We start from the raw sequence: 22484 nt of genomic DNA, 5'->3' as shown, positions 1-22484 counted from the left end.
GTTGAACGGCACGCGCGAGGGCCATCAGGGCGGCGATCAGGGCGCCAGGCGGGGCGGTCTCTGGCGGACGGTCCGAACCTTCGCCTATGGCACGCCGCTCTATCGCTACATCCTGTCCGGCCGCGCGCCCGAGCAGCTTGCCACCGTCCCCACCGACAGCTGGCCCGGCCATTCCGATCACGGTCGGATGATCCTGGAAGGCCGCTTCTCGCTGCTCGGCCATGTCGTGCTGCTGTCGGCCGATCCGCGCGATCCTGACACCTGGGTGCCGGAAGACGCGACCGGCGACTGGCAGGCGGCGCTGAACGGCTTTTCCTGGCTGCGCGATCTGCGTCAGGTCGGCGGCGACATGGCGCGGCGCCGCGCGCGCGAACTGGTTGCCGACTGGATCGACCGCTACGCCGACTGGGACGCCTTCGCCTGGGAGGCCGACATACTGGGCGAGCGCATCGCCAACTGGATCGGCCATCACGATTTCTTCTGCGCCAGCGCCGATGACGAGTTCCGCGCCCGCTTCCTCGACAGCCTGTTCCGCCAGGCACGGCATCTGGGCCGCATTGCCGCGACCGCGGCTGACGGATCAGGCCTGGTGCAGGCAGCCAAGGGGCTGATCTATGCCGGCGCGGCCCTGCCGACCGAGACCGCTCTGCAGGCGCAGGGCTGCCGGCTGCTGGCCGAGCGGTTGCCGCGGCAAATCCTGCCCGATGGCTGTCACGCCTCGCGCAGCCCCTCGCGTCATCTTGCCGTGCTGCGCGACCTGATCGACATCCGCGCCTGCCTGCGCGCCACCGGCGACCCGGTGCCCGACGCGGTGGACAGCGCCATCGAGCGCATGGCAGCGATGCTCCGCACCCTGCGCCATGGCGATGGCGGGCTGGCGCTGTTCAACGATTCCAACGAGGAAGACCCGCTGCTGATCGACGCCGTGCTGGCGCAGTCGGAAGCGAAGATCCGCCCGCAAAACGCGCCCGGCGCGTCAGGCTTCCACCGCCTCTCCGCCGCCCGCACCCTGCTGATTCTCGATGCCGGCCAGCCCGGCACGCTGGACGGCTGCGCCCATGCCGGGCTGCTGTCCTTCGAAATGAGCGTCGCCAAGGAGCGGCTGATCGTGAATTGCGGCGCCGCCAGCGGCCGGCCCGACTGGAACCGGGCGCTGCGCGCCACCGCGGCGCATTCGACGCTGGTGGTCGATGACGTGAACTCCGCCGAAGTGCTGGGCGATGGCACGCCGGGCCGCAGCCCGGCCCGGGTAACGGCCGACCGCCAGGAGCAGGACGGCGACCAGCTCATCAATGCCAGCCATGACGGCTATGCGGAACGGCTGATGCTGACCCACCGGCGCCGGCTGTTCCTGTCCGCCGATGGCGCCGATGTGCGCGGCGAGGATGTGCTGACCGGCAGCGGCGGCGAGCACTTCGCCGTGCGCTTCCATCTGCATCCGAAGGTGAAAGCATCGGTCAGCCAGAACGGCGCTTTCGTGCTGCTGCGGCTACCCGGCGGGCACGGCTGGCGGATGCTGGCCAGCGGCGGCACGCTGGCACTGGCGGACAGCGTCTATCTCGGCCAGCGCGGCGAGATGAAGCGCAGCCAGCAGATCATCGTTTCCGGAACCCTTTCCGGAACCGGAACGGTCATGAAATGGGCACTGCGGCGCGAAGAAAAGCGCGCGCCTGACAAGGTACAAGCGGGAAAGGTGTAACGGCGATGGCGGCAGGCTGGGTCTGGTCGATGGCGGCGCCGCTCGGGGTGCTGCTGCTGGCGGCGCTGGCGACGCGCGCCGTGATCGGCCTGCTGCTGCGCCATGCCGTGCTGGATCATCCCAATCGCCGGTCGAGCCACGCCAGCCCGGTACCGCGCGGCGGCGGCATCGCCGTGATGGCCGCGATTGCCGCTGGCTGGATCGCCTATGCGCTGACGATGCCGGCCCTGCTGCCGGTCATGGCGCTGCTGCTGGCGGCAGCGGCCGGGCTGGCCGCCATCTCCTTCCTCGACGATCTGTTCGACCTGACGGCCGCGATGCGGCTGCTGGCGCAGCTGCTGGCGGTTCTGCTGGGCATGCTGGTGCTGGCCGATGCCGGGCCGGTGTTCCAGGGACTGCTGCCCGGCTGGCTGGATCTGCTGGCCGCCGCGCTGCTGTGGCTGTGGTTCGTCAACCTGTTCAACTTCATGGATGGGATCGACGGGCTGGCCGGGGTGCAGACCGTGGCGCTGGCGCTGGGTCTGGTCCTGGTTGGTATCTGGGCCGGCGCAGGGGCTGGCATAGGGGCCGCCTGGCAGCCGCCCCTGCTGATGCTGGCCGCCGCCGCCGCCGGTTTCCTGTGGTTCAACTGGCAGCCCGCGCGGCTGTTCCTGGGCGATGTCGGCAGCGTGCCGCTGGGCTATCTGCTGGGCTTCCTGCTGCTGTCGGCCGCCGCCGCCGGACAATGGGCAGCGGCGCTGATCCTGCCGGCCTATTATCTGGCCGATGCCAGCATCACGCTGGTCCGCCGCGTGCTGCGCGGCGAGAAATTCTGGCATGGCCATCGCGAACATTTCTACCAGCAGGCGGTGCGGCGCGGCTTCAGCCACGCCACGGTCAGCACAATGGTCGCCGGCGGCAATGCGTTGCTGATCCTGCTGGCGATGCTGGCGGCCGCCGGGCATGAACTGCCGGCGCTGGCCGGGGCGGCGCTGGTCACCGCCGGCCTGCTGGGCTGGATGGTACGGGCGCGGCCAAAGGGCACCAGCTAATTATGCATATCCTCGTCACCGGTGCGGGCGGCTATCTGGGGCGGGCGCTGAGCCAGCATCTGCAGGCGCATGGCCACCAGGTACGCGGCGCGCAGCGCCGGCCTGGGCCGCTGTCTGCCCCCCTGGCCGACGGTGTGGAACCCGCCATCGTCGGCGATATCGGACCGGCAACCGACTGGCGCGCGGCATTATCCGGCATCGAGGCCGTCGTCCATCTCGCCTCGCCTGCCGATCAGAGCGGCCTGGACGAGGCCACCCTGCGGCGCATTACCGTCGATGGCGCCGCGACACTGGCCCGCGCCGCTTCCGCCGCCGGTATCATGCGTTTCGTGCAGATCAGCAGCGCCAAAGTGATGGGCGAGGAGACGCTGCCCGGCCAGTCCTTCCGCGATGCGGACACACCAGCCCCGGCAACGCCCTATGCGCATTGCAAGCTGGCGGCGGAGGCTGCGGTGCTGGAGCTGCTGCCTAGTGCGACCATAATACGCCCGCCCCTGGTCTATGGGCCGGGTGCCGGCGGCAACTTCGCCCGGCTGCTGCGGTTGGCGCTGATTCCCGTGCCGCTGCCCGTTGCCAGTATCGACAATCGGCGAGCGATGCTTTATGTGGGTAATATGGTAGATGCCATAAGGCATTGCCTGGAAACCTATCCGGTCTCCGGGGGCCAGCGTTTTCTCCTGAATGATGCGGAGGAAATATCCCTGGCCCAGCTGATCGGGCGCTTACGTACCGCCGCTGGCCAGCGACCGCTGCTGATCCCTGGCCCCGCGGGTTTGTTGCGTTTGCTGCTCGGTCCGGAGGCAGGAAGGCGGCTGGTCGGTAGTTTTTCCGTCGATGCCGCACGGTTTTCGGCAACTCTTTCGTGGCGTCACCCGTTTGACATGGAGCAGGCCCTCCTTCGGACCATACAAGCCAGCAATTTGAACGGCTTGTAGGATACCTTCCGGGGACGTGCTATTTTCGGATCTGGATGGACAGCGAGGGTCTCGGCCGTCATGCAAATCGGGGCACGGCAGTGACGAACCGCCAAGTACAGCGGATTATTGTCACCAACCTGCACGACATCGCCATGGCAGCGGTGTCCTTCCTGCTGTCACTCTATCTGCGCTTTGGCGATGCGGTGCTGACGCTGGACCGAAACACGGTCCTGCTGGCCTTCGGCGTGTTCGTGGTGGCGGCGACCGGTGTCATCGCCGCAATGCGGCTGGACCGCGGCATCTGGCGCTACGCCTCGGTCGGCGATGTGATGCAAATCCTGCGCGTCGTCGCGCTGACCAACCTGCTGTTCCTGGCCGCCCTGTTCCTCATCACCCGGCTGGACGATATTCCCCGCTCGCTGGTGATCATCAACCTCTTCGTGATGACCGCCCTGCTGGCTGGTCCGCGCCTGATGTACCGCGTCCTGAAGGACCGCGCCCTGCTGGGCGTGCTGGAGCGCGACAGCCAGCGCCGCGTCCCGGTGCTGCTGGTCGGCGCCGGCGACGAGGCCGACCTGTTCATCCGCGAGATGAGCCGCCTGCGCCTCGCCCCTTACCGGGTGGTCGGCGTCATCGATCACAAGGCCGGCCGGGTCGGCCGCAAGATCCGCGACATCGAGGTCATGGGCACCTTCGAGGAACTGCCGCGCATTGTCGATGAGCTGGACCGGCGCGGGCTCCGGCCCGAGCGCATGATCATCACGCCCAAGCGCGTCGAGGGCACGGATGTGCGCGAGCTGCTGGCGATCGGCGACCGGCTGGGCATCAAGCTGTCGCGTCTGCCGCGCCTGACCAATCTCGAAGGCCGTTTCGATACCGAAATTGAGATCAAGCCGATCGATGTCGAGGATCTGCTCGGCCGCCCGCAGACCGTGCTGAACCGCGATGCGGTAAGCGCGCTGATCGCCGGGCGCCGGGTGCTGGTGACCGGTGCCGGCGGCACCATCGGCGGCGAACTGGTACGCCAGATCAGCGATCTGGGGCCGGCGCGGCTGACCCTCATGGATAATGCCGAGTTCCAGCTTTACGAGATCGATCTGGAAGTGTCGGAGCACCATCCCGACCTGTCGCGCGTCGCCATCCTGGGCGATGTGCGCGACCGCTTGCGGGTGTCCGACGTGTTTGCCCGCGAACGGCCCGATGTTGTGTTCCACGCCGCCGCGCTGAAGCATGTACCGATGGTCGAGGCGAACCCGAACGAGGGCGTGCTGACCAATGTGATCGGCACCCGCAACGTCGCCGATGCCTGCGTCGAATCCGGCGTGCCGACCATGGTGCTGATCTCCACCGACAAGGCGATCAACCCGGCCAGCATGATGGGCGCCACCAAGCGCCTGGCCGAGGCCTATTGCCAGTCGCTGGACATTCTGGAGCGCCGCCGCGCCGGTGGCCCGCGCACCCGCTTCACCACGGTGCGTTTCGGCAATGTGCTGGGCTCCACCGGCTCGGTCGTGCCGCTGTTCCAACGCCAGCTGGCGCGCGGCGGGCCGCTGACCGTGACCGATCCGGAGATGAAGCGCTATTTCCTCACCGTGCGCGAGGCGGTGGAGCTGGTGCTGCAGGCCTGCACCCTCACCGACCCGCATGTCGAGGAAGGCGGCGCCATCGTCGTGCTGGATATGGGCGAACCGATCCGCATCCTCGATCTCGCCCAGCAGATGATCCGGCTGGCCGGCCTGACGCCGGGCGTCGATATCGACATCGTCTATACCGGTCCGCGCCCCGGCGAGAAGCTGCATGAAGAGCTGTTCCATGGCCTGGAGGCCTTGCAGCCGACCAGCCTGAGCGGCCTGCAGATCGCCACGCCGCGCACCGTCGATCATGCCCTGCTGAACCGGGCGCTGGAGGAGCTGGGCGAGGCGGCGCGCACCCGGCGCACCGACCAGACCCTGGCGCTGGTCCACCGGCTGGTGCCGGAATATCAGGGCGAGCCGCTTGCCTTGCGCAAGGTCGAGCCGGGGGAGTAAACCGGCCCTATCCCGCGACGCCGTGAAGGGGCCTCGTCCGTGCTGTACCGCTATCACCGCCTGCCACCGGCCCTGAAGGGGCTGCTGCTGATGCTGGTGGCGACGGCGGCCTTCGCCTCGATGCACGCCGCGATCCGCCACGCCTCGACCGGTCTGCATCCGTTCGAGATCGCCTTCTTCCGCAATTTCTTCATGCTGATCCTGCTGCTGCCGGTGCTGCAGCGGGTCGGCTTCGGCGTGCTGCGCACCCGGCATCTCGGCCTATACGCGCTGCGCGGTGCGCTGAACACGGTGGCGATGCTGAGCTTCTTCTTCGCCCTGTCGATCACGCCGCTGGTGCAGGTGACGGCGCTGGGCTTCTCCGCCCCGCTGTTCGCCACGCTGGGCGCAGCGCTGATCCTGGGCGAGGTGGTGCGGATGCGGCGCTGGGTGGCGATGATCATCGGCTTCGCCGGCACGCTGATCATCCTGCGGCCCGGCCTCGTCGAGATTGATACCGGCTCCATGCTGGTGCTGTTCTCCTCCGCCATGTGGGCGCTGGCGCTGCTGTGCATCAAGAAGCTGTCGGCCACCGAATCCAGCGTCGCCATCACCGCCTATATGGCAATCTTCATGGCGCCGATGACGCTGGTCGCCGCCATTCCCTTCTGGCAATGGCCGACGCTGGAGCAATATGCCGCGCTGGCGCTGATCGCCTTCCTCGGCACCATCGCGCAGACCTGCATGAACCAGGCGCTGCACGAGGCCGACGCCTCCACCGTGCTGCCGGTCGATTTCGCCAAGCTGATCTGGACCACGGCGCTGGGCTATATCCTGTTCGCAGAAATCCCGGACCTGTGGACCTATGCCGGCGGCGCCCTGATCTTCGGCGCGGCGACCTATATCGGCGTCCGCGAATCGCAACTGCAGCGCAAGGACAAGGGCAAAACACTGGGTTGAGGCCGTATATCAGCGGCTGCGGCGATCCGGCGCTTGTCTCGCCCGCCCGCATGGTCTAGACGGTGCCGCAACTTTCCCGACCGCTGGAGCGACCCATGGCCGACGCCAATCTGGTATCCATCCGCCGCGCGCTGATTTCCGTTTCCGACAAGACCGGACTTGTCGAGCTGGGGCAGTTCCTGGCCGGCCATGGCGTGGAAATCCTGTCCACCGGCGGCTCCGCCAAGGCGCTGGCCGCCGCCGGCGTGCCGGTGACGGAGGTCGCAGACCACACCGGCTTCCCGGAAATCATGGATGGCCGCGTGAAGACGCTGCACCCGACGATCCACGGCGGGCTGCTGGCGCGCCGCGATCTGCCGGAGCATGTCGCGGCGATGGAGGCCAACGGCATCGCCCCCATCGATCTTCTGGTGGTCAATCTCTACCCGTTCGAGGCGACCGTCGCGAAGGGCGCGGATTTCGACGAAGCCATCGAGAATATCGATATCGGCGGCCCGGCGATGATCCGCGCGGCAGCGAAGAATCACGGCTTCGTGGCCGTGGTGGTCGATCCCGCCGACTATGCCCCGCTGAAGCAGGAGATGGCGGAGAACAAGGGCGCGGTCTCGCTGGCGCTGCGCCGGAAGCTGGCCGCCGCCGCCTATGCCCGCACCGGCGCCTATGACGCAGCGATCTCCACCTGGTTCGCCGGCCAGCTGGGCGATACTTTCCCGCGCCGCATCGCCATCGGCGGCGAGTTGAAGCAGGTGCTGCGCTATGGCGAGAACCCGCACCAGCAGGCCGCTTTCTATACCGGCGGCGCGCCGCGTATCGGCATCGCCACGGCGACCCAGGTGCAGGGTAAGGAGCTCAGCTTCAACAATCTGAACGACACTGACGCCGCCTTCGAGCTGGTATCCGAGTTCACCGAGCCCGCCGTCGCCATCATCAAGCACGCCAACCCGTGCGGCGTGGCGCAGGGCGCGGATATCGCCGAGGCCTATGCAAGGGCGCTGCGCTGCGACCCGGTCAGCGCCTTCGGCGGCATCATCGCGGTGAACCGCACGCTGGACGCCGCCACGACGGAACAGATCTCCCGCATCCTGACCGAAGTCATCATCGCGCCCGACGCCGATGATGAGGCGAAGGAACTGCTGGCGAAGAAGAAGAATCTCCGCCTGCTGCTGACCGGTGGCATGCCCGACCCGCGCGCCGGCGGCATGACGCTGCGTTCGCTGGCCGGCGGCTATCTGCTGCAGACCCGCGACAATGGCCATATCACGGCATCCGACCTGAAGGTGGTGACGAAGCGCCAGCCGACCGACAAGGAAATTGCCGATCTGCTGTTCGCCTTCACCGTCTGCAAGCATGTGAAGTCGAACGCTATCGTCTATGTGAAGGACGGCGCCACCGTCGGCATCGGCGCCGGGCAGATGAGCCGCGTCGATTCCTCGCGCATCGCCGCCAGCAAGTCACAGGACGCGGCGGAAGCCGCCGGCGAGACGGAGGCGCTGACGAGAGGGTCCGTGGTCGCGTCCGATGCCTTCTTCCCCTTCGCCGACGGTCTTCTGGCCGCCGTCGAGGCCGGGGCCACCGCCGTCATCCATCCGGGCGGCTCGATGCGCGACAATGAGGTGATCGCCGCCGCCGACGAGGCCGGCATCGCCATGGTGTTCACCGGCATGCGGCATTTCCGGCACTGAGGCCGGGCCAGGCCCTTCTTTTGTCTGTCATTGCCGGGCTTGACCCGGCAATCCAGGGCAGCAAGCCGTTAGGTTTCAGGCAAAGCACCGCCCCTGGATCCCCAAGGCGCCCATGGGGGTCAAGCCCGAGGATAACGAGAGAGTAAACCTAGACACGTTCCGCCGGCAGCAGCGCCGGCGGATGGCAGATGCGCTGCAGATTGGGGATCAGCGCCAGCTCCGAGGCTTGCGCCGCATCGGTGGCGGCGACGGCCTCGGCCATACCGCTGGCAGCCAGCCGCAGCGCCCGCACCGCATCCCCCGGCGCCTCCAGCCAGTGCCCGAGAAACAGCGCGCCGAACAGGTCGCCGGTGCCGAAGATCGGCCGGTCGATCCAGGGTGCGGTAACGGCATGCGCTTCCGTCTGTGTCACCGCCAGCGTGGCGACCCTGCCGCCCTCCAGCCGCAGCCCCGTCGCCAGCACCAGCGATGGCCCCAATCCCACGCTGCGCGCCAGCAGCACCCGCGCCGCCGCGATGGCCGTCGCCATGTCGCTGACCGGCCTGTCCGCCAGCAACGACAGTTCGAACGCATTCGGCGCCACGATATCGGCCAGCGGCAGCAGCGTGCCGGCCATCGCCAGCGGCACGCCGTCACGCACATAGACGCGGCCCGCATCGCCCATCACCGGATCGAGCAGATAGACGGCCTGCGGGTTGGCCCGTTTCACCTGCGTAACGGCTTCGGCGACGACCCCGGCGGTTCCTGCCTCGCCCAGATAACCGGACAGCACAGCGGCGCAATCGCGAGACACGCCGAGATCGGCGAGGCCTTGCAGGATCGCGCCCACCTCCGCCGCCGGGCGCACCTGGCCGGCAAACTTTCCATGCCCCGGATGGTTGGAGAAAACCACCGTATCGACCCGCCAGACCGTATGGCCCAGCCGGTGCAGCGCCGGCTGCGCGGCGGCATTGCCGACATGGCCATAGGCAACGGCGGACTGGATGGAAAGCACGTTCATGGGCGGGCCGGGAGATCGGGTGTGGCGGGACGCGGTGTGAAAACCGGGCAAGCTTGCCATGCCGGCATGCCTCGTGAATAGTCCCTCCGCGAGACCGCCCCGATCACGACCGCGACAACCGGAAGCCATGCCATGACGACTCCCGCGCCGAAATCCAGCCCCGGCAATTTCTTCGAGGATTTCCGACTCGGCCAGAGCTTCCGCCACGCCACCCCGCGCACCGTGACCACCGGCGATGTGGCGCTGAACCTGGCGCTGACCGGCAGCCGCTTTCCGGTGCAGTCCGCCGCCGGTTTCGCCGGCTCCATCGGCCTGCTGGGCGCGCCACTGGACGATCTGCTGGTCTTCCACATCGCCATTGCCAAGACGGTGCCGGATATCTCGGTGAACGCCATCGCCAATCTGGGCTATGCCGATCTGCGCTTCGAAACCCGCGCCTATCCGGGCGACACGCTGTCCACAGTCTCGGAGGTGACCGGTCTGCGCCCGACCTCCGACGGCAAGGCCGGCATCGTCTATGTGCGCTCCCTGACCCGCAACCAGTATGACGAGACGGTGGTGAGCTGGAACCGCTGGGTAATGGTGCGCAAGCGGAACGAATCGGCGGCAACGCCCGAAACCCATATCCCCGACCTGCCATCGCTGGTCCCCGCCGACACGCTGACCGTGCCGTCGGGCGCGGATTTCAGCGGCTACGATGCGGAGGCCGCCGGCTCCCCCCATCTGTGGGAGGACTATGTCGCGGGTGAGCGGATCGACCATATCGACGGCATGAGCATCGGGGACTCCGAGCACATGATGGCGACGCGGCTCTACCAGAATACCGCGCGGGTGCATCTCGACCGGCATCTGGCGCAGAGCAGCCGGTTCGGAAGGCCGCTAGTCTATGGCGGGCATGTCATGTCGCTGGCCCGCGCGCTCAGTTTCAACGGGCTGGCCAACGCCGCCTTCATCGCCGCCATCAATGGCGGACGGCACGCCGCCCCCAGCTTCGCCGGCGACACAATCTACGCCTGGAGCCAGGTGCTGGACCGCCAGCCGATCCCGGAGCGCACGGATGTCGGCGCGCTGCGCCTGCGCACCGTGGCGGCGAAGGACCGGCCCTGCGGAGAGTTCCCCGGCGCCGAGGGCGACGACCCGTCGGTTGTGCTCGACCTCGATTATTGGGTGCTGATGCCGCGCCGGGGATAGCCAGCGGGGATAGGCGGCAAGCTGCGACTATTAGCTTTCCATATGCCGGCTTGACTCCCTGCGCATCGCCCGTTTGTATACAGTATGCAAATGAAGCCGATCACCCTGCAGCCGCAGCTCGCCGACCGGGTCTATGATGCCATTCTGGATGCGATCTGCGACGGCCAGCTGGAAGCCGGGCAGAGGGTCACGCAGGAGGAGCTGGCGGCCAGCCTGAATGTCTCGCGCCAGCCAGTCATCCAGGCGCTGATGCTGCTGAAGCGCCAGGGCTTCCTGGAGGAGGCCGGCCGGCGCGGCCTGCGCGTGGTGCCGCTGGACGAGGCCGCGATCTCCCATGTCTATGAGGTGCGCGGCGCGTTGGATGGGCTGGCTGCCCGTGCCGCCGCTACCCGCAATGCTGCCCGCGCCCGTGCCGATGGCCCAGCGCTGATCGCCGCCGGCCGCGCCGGGGCCGAGACCGGCAGCGTCGCCGAGCGCACCGCGCAGGATCTGGCCTTCCATCGCTTCCTCTATGCGCTGAGCGGCAATCCGCTGATCGAGGATGCGATTTCCACCCACATGCAGCACAGCCGCCGGATCATGGGCAGCGTGCTGCGCGCCCGCAGCCGCGCCCGCGATGTCTGGGACGAGCATGAAGCCATTCTCGACGCCATCATCGCCGGCGATGGCGATCGCGCCGAGGCACTGGCCCGCGCCCATACCGCCCGGGCTGCCGAAAACCTTATCGCCGCCCTGAAACAGGGCGGTCAGACCGACGCGGCGTAAGACCGCGCTTTATACAGGAGGAACCGCCATGCAACTGACCCAGGACCAGCTCGACCAGTTCGAGCGCGACGGCTATGTCTTCATCCCCGATCTGTTCAGCGCCGAGGAAATCGCCGTGATGAAGGGCGAGGTGCCGGCGCTGTTCGCCCAGGACCGCCCGGAAAATGTGCGCGAGCGCGTCTCCGGCAAGGTGCGCACCAACTTCGCCGCGCACACCTATAACGATGTCTATCGCAAGGTTTCGCGCCATCCCCGCCTGATCGGGCCGGCGCAGCAACTGCTCGGCGGGCCGGTCTATATCCATCAGTTCAAGATCAACGGCAAGGCCGCCTTCGACGGCGATATCTGGCAATGGCACCAGGATTACGGCACCTGGCAGGCCGACGACGCGATGCCGGAGCCGCGCGCGATGAACTTCGCCGTCTATCTGGACGAGGTGAACGAGTATAACGGCCCACTGATGCTGATTCCCGGCAGCCACCGCAAGGGCGCCATCCCGGCGGCGCACGACCTGTCCACCACCTCCTACCCGCTCTGGGTCATCAACAATGACACGATCCGCCAGCTGGTGGATGAGGGCGGCATCGTCGCCCCCAAGGGCGGGCCGGGTTCGGCGCTGTTCTTCCATGGCTGCCTGGTGCATGGCTCGACCAGCAACATGTCGCCCTGGGACCGCTGGGTGGTCTATGTCACCGCCAACCGCACCGACAATGCGATCCGCCAGTTCAAGCGGCCGGAATACATCGCGCATCGCGATTTCACCCCGATCGAGCTGGAGGCCGACGATTGCCTGCTGGCGCACCGCCGCACGGCCGCCGAGTAAGGGGAAAGATCATGAACCTCCACAGCATGTTGCAGGCCCGCGCCGCCGAAGGCCGCCCGGTCACGGTCGGGCTCATCGGCGCCGGCAAGTTCGGCTCCATGTTCCTGGCCCAGGCTCGGCTGACTCCGGGGATGCAGATCGCCGCTGTCGCCGATCTGTCGCCCGACCGCGCGCGCGCCTCGCTGAAACGCACCTTCTGGCCGGAGGCGCAGTTCGGCGCGCGCTCCATCGAAGAGGCGCTGAAGACCGGCAAGACCCATATCACCGACAACACGATGGCGATGATATCCGCCCCCGGCATTGAGGTGATCGTCGATGCCACCGGCCATCCCGCCGCCGGGATCCGCCATGTGCTGGAATGCTGCCGCCAAGGCAAGCACATCGTCATGGTGAATGTCGAGGCCGACGCGCTGGCCGGCCCGGCCCTGGCCGAGGAAGCCCGCAAGGCCGGCATCGTCTATAGCCTCGCCTATGGCGACCAGCCGGCACTGATCGCCGAGATGGTGGACTGGGCGCGCACGTCAGGTTTCGAGGTGGTAGCCGCCGGCAAGGGCACGAAATACCTGCCCTCCTATCACCAATCGACGCCGCAGACGGTGTGGGAGCATTTCGGCTTCACTGAGGAGCAGCTGGCCAAGGGCGATTTCAACCCGCAGATGTTCAATTCCTTCGTCGATGGCACCAAGTCGGGCATCGAGATGGCCGCCGTCGCCAATGCCTGCGGCCTGACCCCGCCCTCCGACGGGTTGCTGTTCCCGCCCGCCGGGGTCGATAGCCTGCATGATGTCCTGCGCCCGAAGGCCAAGGGCGGCGTGCTGGAGGGCGAAGGCATGGTGGAGGTCGTCTCCAGCCTGAACCGCGATGGCAGTGACGTGTTCCGCGATCTGCGCTGGGGCGTCTATGTCGTGTTCAAGGGCGCCAATCAGTATGTCCATGACTGCTTCGCACAGTACGGGCTGCTGACCGATGAGAGCGGCACCTACACCTCAATGTACAAGCCCTTCCACCTGATCGGGCTGGAACTCGGCATTTCCGTCGCCAACGCCGCGCTGCGCAAGGAGCCGACCGGCCAGCCCCGCGCCTTCCGCGGTGACGTGGTGGCCACATCCAAGCGCGACCTTGCCCCCGGCGAGACGCTGGACGGCGAAGGCGGCTACACGGTCTGGGGCAAGCTGCTGCCGGCCGAGGCCTCGCTGAAGCTGGGCGGCGTGCCGATCGGCCTCGCCCATGGCATCAAGGTGACCAGACCGGTGAAGGCCGGCCAGCCGGTCACCTGGGCCGATGTCGAGGCCAAGCAGGACGAGGCCACGGCCTATCGCCGGGCGATGGAACGGCGCTATGCAGGGGGTGCCGAAACGCGGGCGGCGGAATAGGGCCAGCTCACCCCTGCATGAGCGCGGCAACGCCGGGTAGGGTCTTGCCTTCCAGCCATTCCAGGAAGGCGCCACCGGCGGAGGAGACGTAGGAGAAACTCTCCTCCACCCCGGCATGGTTGAGGGCGGCCACCGTATCGCCGCCGCCGGCGACGGAGAGCAGCATACCGGATTCGGTCAGCCGTGCGGCCGCGCGGGCCAGCGCCACCGTGCCGGCATCGAAGGGCGCGGTCTCGAAGGCACCGACCGGGCCGTTCCAGACCAGCGTGCGGCATTCGGCCATTTCGGCCTGCCAGGCTTCGGCCGTCTTCGGCCCGATATCGAGAATCATGCGGTCGGCCGGCACGGCATCGATTCCGACCACCGCCGTCTTCGCCCCTTCGGCCAGCGCATCGGCCACCACCGCATCGGTCTGCAGCAGGATCGTGCAGTTCGCCGCCTCGGCCTTCGCCAGAATTTCGCGCGCGGTCTCGGCCAGATCGCGCTCGCACAGCGACTTGCCGACCTCGACGCCCTTGGCGAACAGGAAGGTGTTGGCCATGCCGCCGCCGATCGCCAGCTTGTCCACCCTGGCGACGAGATTGCCGAGCAGGTCCAGCTTGCTGGAGACCTTGGCGCCGCCGACCACCGCCATGACCGGGCGCTGCGGGCTGGTCAGCGCCTTTTCCAGCGCCTCCAGCTCCTGCTGCATCAAGCGCCCGGCGGCGCTGGGCAGCAACCGGGCGATGCCCTCGGTCGAAGCGTGTGCACGGTGCGCCGCCGAGAAGGCGTCGTTCACATAGAAATCGCCCAGATCGGCCATCGCCTGGGCGAGAGCCGGATCGTTCTTCTCCTCGCCTTCATGGAAGCGGGTGTTTTCCAGCAGCGCGATGCCACCATCGGCCAGCCCGTCCACCACGGCTTTTGCGGCCTCGCCCACGCAATCCCCGGCGAAGGCGACCGAGCGCCCGCCCAGCGCCGCCGACAGCGAGCCCACCAGCGGACGCAGCGAATAGGCGGCGTCCGGCTTGCCCTTGGGCCGGCCGAAATGCGACAGCACGACCACCCTGGCACCCTTGTCCGCCAGCTCCAGCAGCGTCGGGGCCAACCGCTCGATGCGGGTGGCGTCGCTGACCTTGCCGTCCTGCATCGGCACGTTGAGATCGGCGCGCACCAGCACGCGCTTGCCGGCGACGGCGAGGTCATCAATGGTCTTGAATCGGGCCATGGGAATCGTCCTGCGGCGTTACGGGAAGAATAACCGGGAGCTTAACAAGCACAGGCCGGCCCGGCTTGTAAATGGGGCGGGATGCCGCTCAGCCTTCGCCCTGCCGGAGGGAGCCAGCGAGCGGATCGGCCGGCTTCAGCCCGTGGATGCCCAGCGATTCGAAGTTGAGAACCGTCGCAGTGCTGACCGGCAGGCGCCGGGCGCGGACATGGCGGGCGGCCTCCTCGGCGATCTCGTGGAAATGCTCCAGCGGCGAATCGAGGCTGATACTGGTGCCGTTGCCGATGAGCGTGAGCTGCATCCAGCCCTGAGAACGGTCGCGCCGTGTGGAGAAATAGGCCAGCTTCACCTCCTCCAGCGCCTCCCAGGGCAGGTGCCGGCGACGGCGATCCTCGACCGTCAGCCCTTCTGGGCCGGCCAGAATCCGGGTGCGGCCGCGCAGCCAGGTGCGCACCCCGAAGGCCAGGAACAACAGCCCCAGCACCGCCAGGATGACCGCAAAGACCCAATGGATCTGCGGAATGAACAGCAGCGGCCCGACAGCGAAGGCAATGCCGATGGCGGCGCGGATATAATCCGCCCGGATCGCCTCGCGCTGGTAGCGCAGTTCCGTCGCCATCGACCGCCCCCTACACGCCGCTATGCCAGATCGACCAGCACCGGCACATGGTCAGACGCCTTTTCCCAGCCGCGCACCGGCTTCAGCACCTGCTGGCCGGCAAGATGCGGCACCAGATCGGGCGTGACCCAGACATGGTCCAGCCGGCGGCCCCGGTCGGACGCCTCCCAATCCTTCGCGCGGTAGCTCCACCAGCTGTAGAGCTTTTCCGTTTCGGGAACGAAATGGCGAACCGCATCGACCCAGCCAAGGCTGGATTGCAGCTTGCCCAGCAGATCGACCTCGATGGGGGTATGGCTGACCACGTCGAGCAGTTGCTTGTGCGACCAGACATCATGCTCCAGCGGCGCGATGTTCAGGTCACCGACGAGCACGCGGCGCTTGCCATCGCCCTTCATGCCCTCGAACCAGCCGGTGATCTCGCGCAGGAACCGCAGCTTGTGGGCGAACTTGTCGTTCTTCTCCGGGTCGGGGATGTCACCGCCGGCCGGGATGTAGAAATTATTCACCTCCGTGCCGTCCTCCAGCGTGACGCTGACATGGCGGCAATCCTCCTTGTCGCACCAGTGGCGCGGCCCCTCGAAGGCGAAGGGCCGGCGCGACAGGATGGCGACGCCATTGTAGCTCTTCATGCCGGCGATGGCGGTGTGGACATAGCCCGCCTCGCGGATCGGCTCGAACGGAAACTTGTCGTCCTCGACCTTGGTTTCCTGCAGGCAGATGATGTCGGGCTGCTGTTCCTGCATCAGGCGCAGCAGCAGCGGCATACGCAGCCGCACGGAATTGATGTTCCAGGTCGCGATACGAAGCGCCATCGGCCTACACCAGCTTCACGGCAATTTCGCCGACGCCCGCGACACTGCCTTCCATGAGTTCGCCACGCTTCACCTGCGCGACACCTTCCGGGGTGCCGGAATAGATCAGATCGCCGGGGAACAGCTCCACCAGGGTGGAGAGATAGGCGATGGTGTCCGGCACATTCCAGATCATGTCGCCGATATCGGCATCCTGCTTCACCGTGCCGTCCACGGAAATCTGGATGCGGCCCTTGGCGGGATGACCGATCTTCGCCGCCGGCACGATGGTGCCGCACGGCGCGGAATGGTCGAAGCCCTTCGCCATGTCCCAGGGCCGGCCCATCTTCTTGGCCACCGCCTGGATGTCGCGGCGCGTCAGGTCGATGCCGACGGCATAGCCATAGACATGCTCCAGCGCCTTGTCGGCCGGGATGTCCTTGCCGCCCTTGCCGAGCGCCACCACCATCTCGATCTCGTGGTGCAGATCCTCGGTCGCCACCGGAAACGGCATCTCGGCGGGGGCGCCGGCGCCCTTCGGGCACAGCACGATGGCATCAGCCGGCTTCATGAAGAAGAAGGGTGGCTCGCGGTCCGGGTCATGCCCCATCTCGCGGGCATGGGCGGCATAATTGCGGCCGACGCAATAGATGCGGCGCACCGGGAAACCGCCCTGTTCGCCCTCGACCGGAATAATTGTCTGGGCCGGTGCGGGAATGACGAAACTCATCGAAAATCCTCGCTGGATGGAAGGAAGTCAGGCGCGCCGGACAGCGGCCGGATCGGATGCGCCGTAAAACGGATCGGCATGAATATCGGCCGGCTTCAGCCCGCGTGCAACCAGCATTGAGACCGCCGCCTCGACCATGACCGGCGCCCCCGCCAGATAGGCCTTGAAGCCGGCGAAATCCGCATGATCCTCAGCCACCGCCAGATGCACGAAGCCAGTGCGGCGATCCGTGGCTTCTTCCGGCGCGGACAGCACATAGGTGACGGAGAGGTTGCCGTGCCGCGCTTCCAGTGCGTGCAGCCTGTCCTCGTAATAGACGTCCGGCTCGTCCTGAAAGCCGGCATAGAGATGAACGGGTGTTTCCACCCCCGCCGCAAGCGCGGTTTCTACAATGGCGATCATCGGGGCAAGGCCGGTGCCGCCGCCGATCAGCAGCATCGGCCCGTCATGATTCTCGCGCCAATAGGCCTGCCCGAAGGGACCCTCCAGCCGCACCGGATCGCCGGCATGCAGCGCCGCCTGCGCATAGGCGCTGGGGCCGGTCTCGCCGACCTGCCGGATATGGAAGTCGAGATGCGATTCGCCCGGCATGCCGGCGAGGGAATAATCGCGCGGCGGCTGGCCGGGAAAAGCGAGGGACGCATATTGGCCGGGCCGGAAATCGAACGGCGTCTCGTCCAGGGGCATCAGCCGGACCAGACTGGTCGCCCGCGCCAGCGGCGTGACCTCAAGCACGCGGCAAAGCCGCTCCTGCTGTCCTGCACCCGCCACCGGTCAGGCCGCGCTCAGCGAGCCGAAGCGCGCCGCGACACGCGCCCGGCAGGCCGCGCCGAATGCCTCGAACAGCGCCTGAGAGACCGCATTGTAAGGCACCGGCCATTCCGGGTGCCACTGCACCCCCAGCGCGAAGGCCCTGACGCCGGTCACGCTGACCGCCTCGACAATGCCGTCCGGCGCCACCGCCTCGACCGCCAGCCCCTCGGCCAGCCGGTCGATGCCCTGCGCGTGCAGCGAATTCACCAGCACGCTGCGTGTGCCGAGAAGCCGGTGCAGCACGCCACCCTCGGTGATGTCGATGGAATGCGCCGGACGGTACTTGGCATCGAGTTCGACGTCACGCCGCATCCGGTGATCGAGCTTGTCTGGCATGTTCTGGATGTGCTGGTGCAGGCTGCCGCCCAGCGCCACATTCAGCTCCTGGATGCCGCGGCAGATCGCCAGCACCGGCACGCCGGCGGCAATCGCCGCGCGGATCAGCGGCAGCGTCGTCGCATCGCGCGCACCGTCGCAGGCATCGCCGGGATCGAGGTCGGGCCGGCCATAATTATGCGGCTCTACATTCGACGGGCTGCCGGTCAGCAGCAACCCGTCCAGCCGCTCGGCCAGCGCCGGCAGGTCGAGGCGTTCCGCCAAGGCCGGAATCAGCAACGGCAAACCGCCGGCGGCATCGGTCACGCAGGTGATGTATTTCTCCGACACCGTATGGATCGGCAGTTCGCCCGGCAGCTTGCGGCAGGCGGTGACGCCGATCAGCGGTGGCATGTCGCGCTTTGTCATGGCTGATTCAGCTAGCATCCCCGGCCTGTCAGGGCAAGGGGTGGCACTGTCTTTCCCGCTCCCGCGCTCGTGAGTGGCGGCAGGCATGCGGACGGATTATGTCTAGTTCTGTTTGCTGCCATGGAGTCGCCCTTGCCCATCGAGACCCTGCTGGCCTGGAAAGGCCTCGCTGTCGGCCTGTGGATCGCGCTGTTCCTGGCCGGGGAGCGGCTGCTGCCGGCCGCCGACCGGCCAGCGGAAGCCCGTGGCCTGCCGCGCCTCGCCCGCAATGCCGGGCTGTGGCTGCTGAATGCCGGCCTGTCGCCGCTGGTCGTGGTGCCGGTGTCGCTATGGGCCAGCCAGCACACGCTGGGCTGGCGGCCGGACGCGCTGCGCGGCGGCTGGGCACTGCTGGCCGATATCCTGCTGCTGGATTTCCTGATCTACTGGTGGCATCGCGCCAATCACGAGCTGCCCTTGCTGTGGCGTTTCCATGCGGTGCATCACCTCGACCGGTTCCTCGACGCAACTTCCGCCGTGCGCTTCCATTTCGGCGAGGTGGTGCTGTCGGCGCTGGCGCGGGCGGCCATCATCATGCTGTTCGATATCCCGCTGGTTTCCGTGCTGGTTTTCGAGACGCTGGTGCTGATGGCGTCGATCTTCCACCATTCCAACCTGCGGCTGCCCGAAAGACTGGAAAAAGCGCTGGCCCGGATCGTGGTCACACCCTCGATCCACTGGATGCACCATCACGCGGTGCGGCGCGACACGGATTCGAACTACGCCACCATCCTCAGCCTTTGGGATCCGCTGTTCGGCTCCCGCAATCTGGAATCGCGGCGGCTGGATATGGAGATTGGGCTGGAAGGCGAGGCGCGCGACGGCGGCTTCGCCGCACTGCTGGCCCGCCCCTTCCGCAAAACGTAACGTTATCGTATCGAAATCGGGCGTATCGAAGGCGGAGCCGTCAGTTGCGCGGCCCCTGCACCGGCTTCTGCTGATACTCGAACAGGTCGGGATCGAGCTTGCGGCCATAGCTCGTATTGTTCAGCGCGATGGTGGTCTTAACGCCCTGCGCGTCGGTCACCGTCCATTGCCGCAGCTCCAGCGGCAGGTCGCTGAACACCAGCGTCAGCGCGCCGGCATCCGGATCGTCGCGCTGCACCAGCCCGACCCGGATCACATTGTCCCTGGATTGCACGCGCTCGATGCGGACATCGCCATCAAGGCTGATGGTGTCGGCCAGCAGGAAGGAGACCGGCGTCGAACCGGTTGGAACATAGCTTTCCTGGCCGAGCGTCTCATCGACATAGACGAGGAGATTCTGGTTCGCCAGCAGGAAGGCCGGTTCCGGCTCGGTGTACTGCACACGCAGCTTGCCCGGCCGGGACAAATAGAAGATGCCCCTGGCGCTCTGCCCGGTGGAGGCGATCTGCTGGAAGTCGGCCTGCATGGTCTTGATGTTATTCAGATAGGTTTCCAGGCGCTGAACCGTCTCACGGTCCGCGGCGGAAAGGCTGGGTGCTGTGTTCGCCGGCCCCGCTGCCTGCCCAGTGGAGGGGGGAGCGGACAGGAGCAGGAGGCCGGCGACCAGCGATGCGAGTAGGGGGAAGTTTCGCATGACACGGAGATGGGGTGCGGTAGCGAAGCACGCAAGGCGTGCCGCAAAATGGCCCTGAATGGGCCGATTCTGCCGCAATGGCGTCAAACCGCTCACTCGTCGGGTTCGCGCAGCAGAACCTCACGCTTGCCGACATGGTTGGCCTTGGAAACCATGCCTTCCGCCTCCATGCGCTCGACGATGCGGGCGGCCCGGTTATAACCGATCTGCAGATAGCGCTGGATGAAGCTGGTCGAGCATTTGCCCTCGCGCGCCACCAGCTCGACCGCGCGGTCAAACAGATCGTCGCGTTCGCCATCGCCCGACAGCCCGGCGATGTCGCCGCCCAGATCGTCATCCTCGGTCACCGATTCGACATAGTCGGGCACGCCCTGCGCCTTCAGGTGGCGCACCACATCCTCGACCTCGCCATCGCTGACGAAGGGGCCGTGCACGCGGGTCAGACGGCCGCCGCCGGCCATGTAGAGCATGTCGCCCTGGCCGAGCAGGGTTTCCGCCCCGCCCTCGCCCAGGATGGTGCGGCTGTCGATCTTGGAGGTGACCTGGAAGCTGATGCGAGTCGGGAAGTTCGCCTTGATCGTGCCGGTGATGACATCGACCGAGGGGCGCTGCGTCGCCATGATGATGTGGATGCCCGCCGCGCGCGCCATCTGCGCCAGCCGCTGGATCGCCGCCTCGATATCCTTGCCGGCGACCAGCATCAGGTCGGCCATCTCGTCCACCACCACCACGATGTAGGGCAGCGGCTCCAGATCCAGCGTCTCATCCTCGAACACCGGCTTGCCGGTATCGGCGTCGAAGCCGGTCTGCACGCGGCGCTTCAGCACCTCGCCCTTCTTGCGCGCCTCGGCAAGGCGGAGGTTGTAGCCGTCGATATTGCGCACGCCGAGCTTCGACATGGCGCGGTAGCGGTTCTCCATCTCCCGCACCGTCCATTTCAGCGCCACCACCGCCTTGGACGGGTCGGTGACAACCGGCGCCAGCAGATGCGGAATACCGTCATAGATCGACAGTTCCAGCATCTTCGGGTCGATCATAATGAAGCGGCAGCGCTCCGGCGGCAGCTTGTAGAGCAGCGACAGGATCATCGCGTTCACCGCCACCGACTTGCCCGAACCGGTGGTGCCGGCAACCAGCAGATGCGGCATGCGGGCAAGGTCGGCGATCACCGGGACGCCGCCGATATCATGGCCCAGCGCCAGCGGCAGCTTGGCGGCGCTGCGCTCATAGGCGTCCGATTCGAAGGCCTCGCGCAGGAACACGGTCTCGCGGTTCTGGTTCGGCAGCTCGATGCCGATGACGCTGCGGCCGGGGACCACAGCGACGCGCACCGACACCGCGCTCATCGAGCGGGCGATGTCGTCGGACAGGCCGATGACGCGCGAGGATTTGGTGCCAGGCGCCGGCTCCAGCTCGTACAGGGTAACGACCGGGCCGGGCCGGATCTTCACGATCTCGCCCTTTACGCCGAAATCCGACAGCACGGTCTCCAGCAGCCGGGCATTAGCCTCCAGCCCTTCCGGCTGCGGGCCACTGCGCCGCGTGGGCGCCGGCGTCAGCAGTTCCATCTCCGGCAGTTCGAAATCGCCACTGGGGGCAAGGTCGAGCGATTTCTGCTTCGAGGCGCTCTTGGCCGGGCTGCGCTTCTCCAGCCGCGCTTCCTTCGGCGCGGCGGCTGCCGGCTCGCGCGGCAGTTCCAGGCGCGGGCCTCGGGCGGCACGGGGGACGATCTCGTCCCCGTTCTTCGTGTCCTCCTCGGCGCGGCGGCGCGACAGCACATTCCCTTTCAGCGACGGCTCCTGCCGCAGCCCCTTGCGGGCCAGGTCGTAACCCGCCCTGGCGGCGGCCCCGCCCAGGCGCCCGCCCAGACGCCCGCTGGCGGCAGCGCCGCGATAGGTCAGCGCGCCGCCGGCCCAGGCCATGCGCGCGCTGCGCCGCATCAGCCCCCACCATTCGCGCAGCGAGAAACCCAGCGTGTAGAGCAGCAGCAAGGCCGCCAGCAGCCCCGCCGCCAGACCGACCAGCGCCAGCTCGACCGAGGCGCCGAGCAGCGGCAGCAGCCCGCCCGCCTTGGCCAGCAGCAGCGTGCCGGTGAAGCCGCCCAGGCCACTGACCAGCGGCCAGCCGGCGGGCGGCGTCACGATCGCCAGCGCCATCGCCGCAAGCAGCAGCCCCAGCGGCAGCAGGGCGACGCGCAGGACAGCGCGCGCCACGCCCAGCCGGGCCAGGATGCGATAGCCCCAGGCGGCAATGACCAGCGCCAGCAGGCCGCCCGACAGGCCCAGCGTCTGCAGCAGAAGGTCGCCCGCCAGCGCGCCGGGATAGCCCAGCCAATTGTGCACGGGACCGGTATTGGCGGTGTTGAGAGACGGATCCTGCGGATGATAGCTCGCCATCGACAGCACCAGCGCAACGGCCAGCGCGATCAGCGCCAGACCGGCGGCCTCACGTGCACGGCGCTTCAGGAAGGCCGCGAAACCGGGCGGAAAGAGCACGGTCCGGGTCGTCGCGTTGCTGGTGGTCGCCATCG

The 22484-nt window shown here is 67.5% G+C and carries 20 protein-coding genes; 11 read left to right on the top strand and 9 right to left on the bottom strand.

The window, feature by feature from the left end:
• The first annotated feature begins 1 nt into the window (after position 1).
• The 6 genes from BKM74_RS01290 (at position 2) to purH (ending at position 8295) form a co-directional block, all read left to right on the top strand.
• Entirely contained in the window at positions 2-1699 is a 1698-nt protein-coding gene (locus tag BKM74_RS01290) for a heparinase II/III family protein (RefSeq protein ID WP_086463884.1), read from the top strand.
• Between the two features lie 5 nt (positions 1700-1704).
• Positions 1705-2730, top strand: a complete 1026-nt coding sequence (locus BKM74_RS01285) for an MraY family glycosyltransferase (protein ID WP_086463883.1) — start codon at positions 1705-1707, stop codon at positions 2728-2730.
• A 2-nt stretch (positions 2731-2732) separates the two neighbouring features.
• Positions 2733-3665, top strand: a complete 933-nt coding sequence (locus BKM74_RS01280) for an NAD-dependent epimerase/dehydratase family protein (RefSeq protein ID WP_086463882.1) — start codon at positions 2733-2735, stop codon at positions 3663-3665.
• An 80-nt stretch (positions 3666-3745) separates the two neighbouring features.
• A complete protein-coding gene (locus BKM74_RS01275; protein ID WP_086464230.1) occupies positions 3746-5674 on the top strand; it encodes a polysaccharide biosynthesis protein in 1929 nt (642 codons plus the stop codon).
• 39 nt (positions 5675-5713) lie between these two features.
• Positions 5714-6613, top strand: a complete 900-nt coding sequence (locus tag BKM74_RS01270; protein ID WP_086463881.1) for a DMT family transporter — start codon at positions 5714-5716, stop codon at positions 6611-6613.
• A gap of 95 nt (positions 6614-6708) precedes the next feature.
• Positions 6709-8295, top strand: a complete 1587-nt coding sequence (gene purH, locus BKM74_RS01265) for a bifunctional phosphoribosylaminoimidazolecarboxamide formyltransferase/IMP cyclohydrolase (RefSeq protein WP_086463880.1) — start codon at positions 6709-6711, stop codon at positions 8293-8295.
• A 148-nt stretch (positions 8296-8443) separates the two neighbouring features.
• Here the strand turns inward: purH and pdxY are convergent, their stop codons facing one another.
• Positions 8444-9295 (bottom strand): pyridoxal kinase, encoded by an 852-nt coding sequence (gene pdxY / locus BKM74_RS01260; protein ID WP_176342335.1) that lies wholly within the window; start codon positions 9293-9295, stop codon positions 8444-8446.
• Positions 9296-9427: 132 nt separating this feature from the next.
• Between pdxY and BKM74_RS01255 the strand changes: the two genes are divergently transcribed.
• The 4 genes from BKM74_RS01255 to BKM74_RS01240 all read left to right on the top strand — a co-directional run bounded on the left by BKM74_RS01255 (position 9428) and on the right by BKM74_RS01240 (position 13447).
• Positions 9428-10486, top strand: a complete 1059-nt coding sequence (locus BKM74_RS01255) for a MaoC family dehydratase (protein ID WP_086463878.1) — start codon at positions 9428-9430, stop codon at positions 10484-10486.
• Positions 10487-10576: 90 nt separating this feature from the next.
• Entirely contained in the window at positions 10577-11251 is a 675-nt protein-coding gene (locus BKM74_RS01250; protein ID WP_245825724.1) for a GntR family transcriptional regulator, read from the top strand.
• 28 nt (positions 11252-11279) lie between these two features.
• Positions 11280-12074, top strand: coding sequence for a phytanoyl-CoA dioxygenase family protein (locus BKM74_RS01245; RefSeq protein WP_086463876.1), 795 nt, complete (start codon positions 11280-11282; stop codon positions 12072-12074).
• A gap of 11 nt (positions 12075-12085) precedes the next feature.
• Positions 12086-13447 (top strand): NAD(P)H-dependent oxidoreductase, encoded by a 1362-nt coding sequence (locus BKM74_RS01240; protein ID WP_086463875.1) that lies wholly within the window; start codon positions 12086-12088, stop codon positions 13445-13447.
• A gap of 7 nt (positions 13448-13454) precedes the next feature.
• Here BKM74_RS01240 and BKM74_RS01235 read toward each other — a convergent pair whose 3' ends face one another.
• The 6 genes from BKM74_RS01235 to BKM74_RS01210 all read right to left on the bottom strand — a co-directional run bounded on the left by BKM74_RS01235 (position 13455) and on the right by BKM74_RS01210 (position 18354).
• Positions 13455-14654 (bottom strand): phosphoglycerate kinase, encoded by a 1200-nt coding sequence (locus BKM74_RS01235; RefSeq protein ID WP_086463874.1) that lies wholly within the window; start codon positions 14652-14654, stop codon positions 13455-13457.
• A gap of 88 nt (positions 14655-14742) precedes the next feature.
• Positions 14743-15273 carry a hypothetical protein gene (locus BKM74_RS01230; protein ID WP_086463873.1) on the bottom strand — a complete coding sequence of 177 codons (531 nt, stop codon included), beginning with the start codon at positions 15271-15273 and terminating at the stop codon, positions 14743-14745.
• A gap of 20 nt (positions 15274-15293) precedes the next feature.
• Positions 15294-16088: an exodeoxyribonuclease III gene (gene xth / locus BKM74_RS01225; RefSeq protein ID WP_086463872.1), complete on the bottom strand. Its 795-nt coding sequence runs from the start codon at positions 16086-16088 to the stop codon at positions 15294-15296.
• Positions 16089-16092: 4 nt separating this feature from the next.
• Complete coding sequence (locus tag BKM74_RS01220) at positions 16093-16797, bottom strand: fumarylacetoacetate hydrolase family protein (protein ID WP_086463871.1); 705 nt, start codon at positions 16795-16797, stop codon at positions 16093-16095.
• 27 nt (positions 16798-16824) lie between these two features.
• Positions 16825-17532: a ferredoxin reductase domain-containing protein gene (locus BKM74_RS01215; RefSeq protein WP_176342334.1), complete on the bottom strand. Its 708-nt coding sequence runs from the start codon at positions 17530-17532 to the stop codon at positions 16825-16827.
• Positions 17533-17571: 39 nt separating this feature from the next.
• Positions 17572-18354, bottom strand: a complete 783-nt coding sequence (locus tag BKM74_RS01210) for a gamma-glutamyl-gamma-aminobutyrate hydrolase family protein (RefSeq protein ID WP_245825721.1) — start codon at positions 18352-18354, stop codon at positions 17572-17574.
• 132 nt (positions 18355-18486) lie between these two features.
• Between BKM74_RS01210 and BKM74_RS01205 the strand changes: the two genes are divergently transcribed.
• Positions 18487-19260: a sterol desaturase family protein gene (locus tag BKM74_RS01205; RefSeq protein WP_086464228.1), complete on the top strand. Its 774-nt coding sequence runs from the start codon at positions 18487-18489 to the stop codon at positions 19258-19260.
• A 40-nt stretch (positions 19261-19300) separates the two neighbouring features.
• Here the strand turns inward: BKM74_RS01205 and BKM74_RS01200 are convergent, their stop codons facing one another.
• Positions 19301-19786 carry a LolA family protein gene (locus BKM74_RS01200; protein WP_176342333.1) on the bottom strand — a complete coding sequence of 162 codons (486 nt, stop codon included), beginning with the start codon at positions 19784-19786 and terminating at the stop codon, positions 19301-19303.
• 260 nt (positions 19787-20046) lie between these two features.
• Positions 20047-22482 carry an FtsK/SpoIIIE family DNA translocase gene (locus BKM74_RS01195; RefSeq protein ID WP_086463868.1) on the bottom strand — a complete coding sequence of 812 codons (2436 nt, stop codon included), beginning with the start codon at positions 22480-22482 and terminating at the stop codon, positions 20047-20049.
• Positions 22483-22484 lie beyond the last annotated feature (2 nt).

It is taken from the genome of Oceanibaculum nanhaiense, from assembly GCF_002148795.1.
In the GTDB taxonomy this organism is placed as follows: domain Bacteria; phylum Pseudomonadota; class Alphaproteobacteria; order Oceanibaculales; family Oceanibaculaceae; genus Oceanibaculum; species Oceanibaculum nanhaiense.
Note: the sequence above shows the minus strand (reverse complement) of the source record. Positions and strands in the feature narration are given on the sequence as shown.